This window comes from Polaromonas sp. (assembly GCF_036676035.1).
GTDB lineage: Bacteria > Pseudomonadota > Gammaproteobacteria > Burkholderiales > Burkholderiaceae_C > Polaromonas.
In genome coordinates, this window is the sequence record NZ_JAKFDR010000107.1 from 1 (window position 1) to 3,147 (window position 3,147).

Consider the following 3,147-nt stretch of genomic DNA (forward strand, 5'->3'; position numbering starts at 1 on the left):
GCGGCCGGACGAGGGCGCGCGGCTGAAGGCCTTCGTGGTGCCCAGGCCCGGATGGGAGCGGACCGACATCCTGCGGGAGCTGCGCGCGCTGGCGGAGCGTGAGCTCACCACGTCGGAACGGCCGAAGGCGTGGCGGCTGGGCGAGCGCCTGCCGACCACACCGGAGGGAAAGATGGCTGATTGGGACCTGCACGATTGAGGGGTCAACCTCGCAGGCTGGCGTAGTGCGCTGGATCCGTAGGCTGGGGTGACGCCAGGAACCCCAGCTAGCCAGCCACCTTCCCCGCGAGCAGCAACTCCCCCAGCGCGATCACCGCTGCCGCCGTCTTCTCGTCCCGCGCCATCTGCTCCTGAACCGCATCCAGCATCGTGCCGAACTGCGGGTCGTTCAGCAGCGCATCGCCAAACTCGCGCACCAGTTCCACTTGCAGGAAGATGCGCACCGCCTTCTGCCGACGGCTCGGATCGTCCGGCGCAATGGCCTGCATCCTTTGCGCGAGCGTGCCCGACACGGTGCCGTGCGGCGTCGCAACTGTCTGCTGGGCGGCGCTGCCCTTCGTCTTCCCGCGCTCCTTCATGGCCGCGACTTGCGACTTCAGCGCCAGTGCAACCTGGCTGGAAGGATCGATGGTGGTCAACGCAGTGCCTCAGTGCAGCCCGCGCGCATAGGCGGACAACAGGACGTGTTGTGCCACCTCCTCCTCTTGGGGGGCACCCTCTCTTCGCTGGAGCTTCTCGACGGCGTCCACCAATTGCAGGATGTCCGAACAGAGGGCGGGATTGGGCGCATTGCACGCCAGGCCTGTGCGGTAGTGCCGCAGCGCATCGTCGAACGCGTCCGCCGCCAGCGCCGTGAAGCCGCGCACGAAGTGCGGCAGCGCGTCCGTCTCCGGCAATGACAGGAGGGGCTCCCACGTGAGCAGGGCCACCGGCGCCCGCTGCGACGTGAACTGCAGCAGGCCGAGCTGGTAGCGCGCCAGCGGGAAGCCAGGCGCCAGCAGCACGGCACGGGCAAAGGCCAGTTCAGCCGAGGCGAAGTCCCCCGCCGCGGCGTGCTCCGACCCGATGAGGAAATGGGGCACGCCCGATGTGGGATCGGCTTCGCTGGCCTGAGCGAACAGCGCCAGGGCCGCTTCCAGGCGGCCCTCGCGGCTGGCGGCCAGCCCCGCGGCCAGCCGGCTTTCGTAGTCGGAAGAGGTGTTCATCTGTGTCCTCGGACAATACATCCAGGGGATTGGCGAATGGTTTAGCGCTTACAGCGCTAACGAACAAATCCTCTCCCATTTGGGGGGGCGAGTCGCGCCGCAAACTGCGCAAAACCCCCTTCCATTCACTAGCTCTGCCGGTAGACTTTCCTGATCCGTTCATGCGCCTTCGGTTGGGGTGCGGGTCAGGATTCACCATCCGCGGGAGGCGGCATGCAGATCAAGACATTCTTAGCCGCGGCACTCGTTGCTTTGCTGGGTGCCTGCGGAGGCGGCGATGACGATGCAAGCCCCACGAACGCTCCCGTCAGCGCCTCGCGGCAGCAAGCCGTCCTGCGCGCAGCCCCCCTTCCGACCGAAACCATCGTCGCGAACCAGACGGTGGTCACCGTCGGCAGCGATGTCGGGGACTACATCGGTGGAGGCCGCAGCTACACGTACACGCAGCTTAACTCCACCATTCAGGTCAGCGCGTCCAACGGCCTTCTGCAGCTGCGCATCAACGGCGACCAATACTGGGACGCGGAGTTCGCATTGCCTGCGTCGCGCCTCAAGTTCAATGGCGGAACGTTCACGAACCTGGAGCGCTATCCGTTTCACGACCCGGCCGTGGGCGGCATCAGCTGGAGCGGCGAAGGCCGCGGATGCAACACGCTGGTGGGCGCCTTCCGGGTGAACAGCTCGGAGTACGTCGGCTCTGAGCTCGTCGCCGTCGACATCGACTTCGTCCAGCACTGCGAGGGCTGGGCCCCGGCTCTGTACGGCAACATCCGCTGGTTCGCCAACGATCCGACGGTCCCTCGCGGCCCGGTGCGCAACATTCCCGACCGGCTGTGGTCACCGGCGCTCGACGCCACGCCGGCCACGGGCAACTTCGTGTACCTGGAGTCCGACTCGGGCGACTTCATCGGCCTGGGAAAAAAGTATACGTACACGCAGCGCAATGCCAAGCTGGCGGTGTCGCAGGCCAACGGCAAGATCTCAGTGTCGGTGAACGGCAACGAGTGGTGGTCGGGCGACTTCCAGGCGATGAACGTGTTGCGCAAGGTTCGGCCTGGCTGGTATCGCAATCTCCAGCGCTACCCCTTCCACAACCCCACCCTGGGCGGCCTCTCCTGGTCGGGCGACGGCCGGGGCTGCAACACGCTGACGGGTTGGTTCGCCGTGGACGAAATCACCTACGTCGACGGTGAACTGGACAAGCTGGACATGCGCTTCGAGCAGCACTGCGAGGGCGGCCCCGCGTCGCTGCACGGCAGGATCCGCTGGGACCGGAACGACACGTTGGCGCCTGCCGGACCGCGCCGCATCCCGCCCAACCTCTGGGCACCGCCCGAGGGCGCCACGCCCGAAGCAGGCAACTATGTCTATCTGCACAGCCCACCAGGAGACTGGATCGGCCAGGGGCAGGACTATCTCTACAAGACTGGCATCAGCATGTCGGCCGGCGGGCGTTCATTGAACATCTACGCGGGCGGGTGGGGCGGGGAGTTCGTCGCGATGGACTCGATCGCCAGGCTCAAGCGCGGCTTCTACCCCGGCGTGCAGCGATACCCCTTCCACAATGCCGCGATTGGTGGAATGGACTGGTCGGGCAACGGGCGCGGCTGCAATGAGCTGGAGGGGTGGTTCGCCATCGACAACATCGTCCATGACTCGCTCGGCTTGTTGATGGCGCTCGATATGCGGTTCTCCCAAAGGTGCGATGGCGGCCCACCGTTGCGTGGCGAAGTGCACTGGGTGCGCCCCTCCTGAAAACAAAAAAGCCCGCGGCTCTCACCGCGGGCTTTTTTTTATCGCTTGAAGCGTGGGCTTCAGCCGCCGGACATTACATGTCCATGCCGCCCATGCCACCCATGCCGCCGCCCATGCCGCCACCCATGCCGCCGGCGCCGGTTTCTTCCTTCGGCGCTTCGGCAACCATGGCTTCCGTCGTCAGCAT

The 3,147-nt window shown here is 66.2% G+C and carries 4 protein-coding genes; 2 read left to right on the top strand and 2 right to left on the bottom strand.

Translation table 11 applies throughout. From position 1 onward, the window contains the following. The coding region (locus V6M61_RS15570; RefSeq protein WP_332777492.1) for an AMP-binding enzyme at window positions 1–199 on the top strand (199 nt) is incomplete at its 5' end. 67 nt (window positions 200–266) lie between these two features. On the opposite strand, the gene V6M61_RS15575 is transcribed toward V6M61_RS15570, so the two are convergent. Together V6M61_RS15575 and V6M61_RS15580 are read right to left on the bottom strand one after the other, a co-directional pair. Then, window positions 267–638 carry a hypothetical protein gene (locus V6M61_RS15575; protein ID WP_332777493.1) on the bottom strand — a complete coding sequence of 124 codons (372 nt, stop codon included), beginning with the start codon at window positions 636–638 and terminating at the stop codon, window positions 267–269. 9 nt (window positions 639–647) lie between these two features. Next, a complete protein-coding gene (locus tag V6M61_RS15580; RefSeq protein ID WP_332777494.1) occupies window positions 648–1,205 on the bottom strand; it encodes a tetratricopeptide repeat protein in 558 nt (185 codons plus the stop codon). Window positions 1,206–1,418: 213 nt separating this feature from the next. Between V6M61_RS15580 and V6M61_RS15585 the strand changes: the two genes are divergently transcribed. Further along, window positions 1,419–2,960, top strand: a complete 1,542-nt coding sequence (locus V6M61_RS15585; RefSeq protein ID WP_332777495.1) for a hypothetical protein — start codon at window positions 1,419–1,421, stop codon at window positions 2,958–2,960. The last annotated feature ends 187 nt before the right edge of the window (window positions 2,961–3,147 follow it).

Bases quoted from the DNA above. Each gene is read 5' to 3' on its own strand.
- V6M61_RS15585 (WP_332777495.1), top strand. From the start codon at position 1,419: ATGCAGATCAAGACATTCTTAGCCGCGGCACTCGTTGCTTTGCTGGGT.
- V6M61_RS15580 (WP_332777494.1), bottom strand. From the start codon at position 1,205: ATGAACACCTCTTCCGACTACGAAAGCCGGCTGGCCGCGGGGCTGGCC.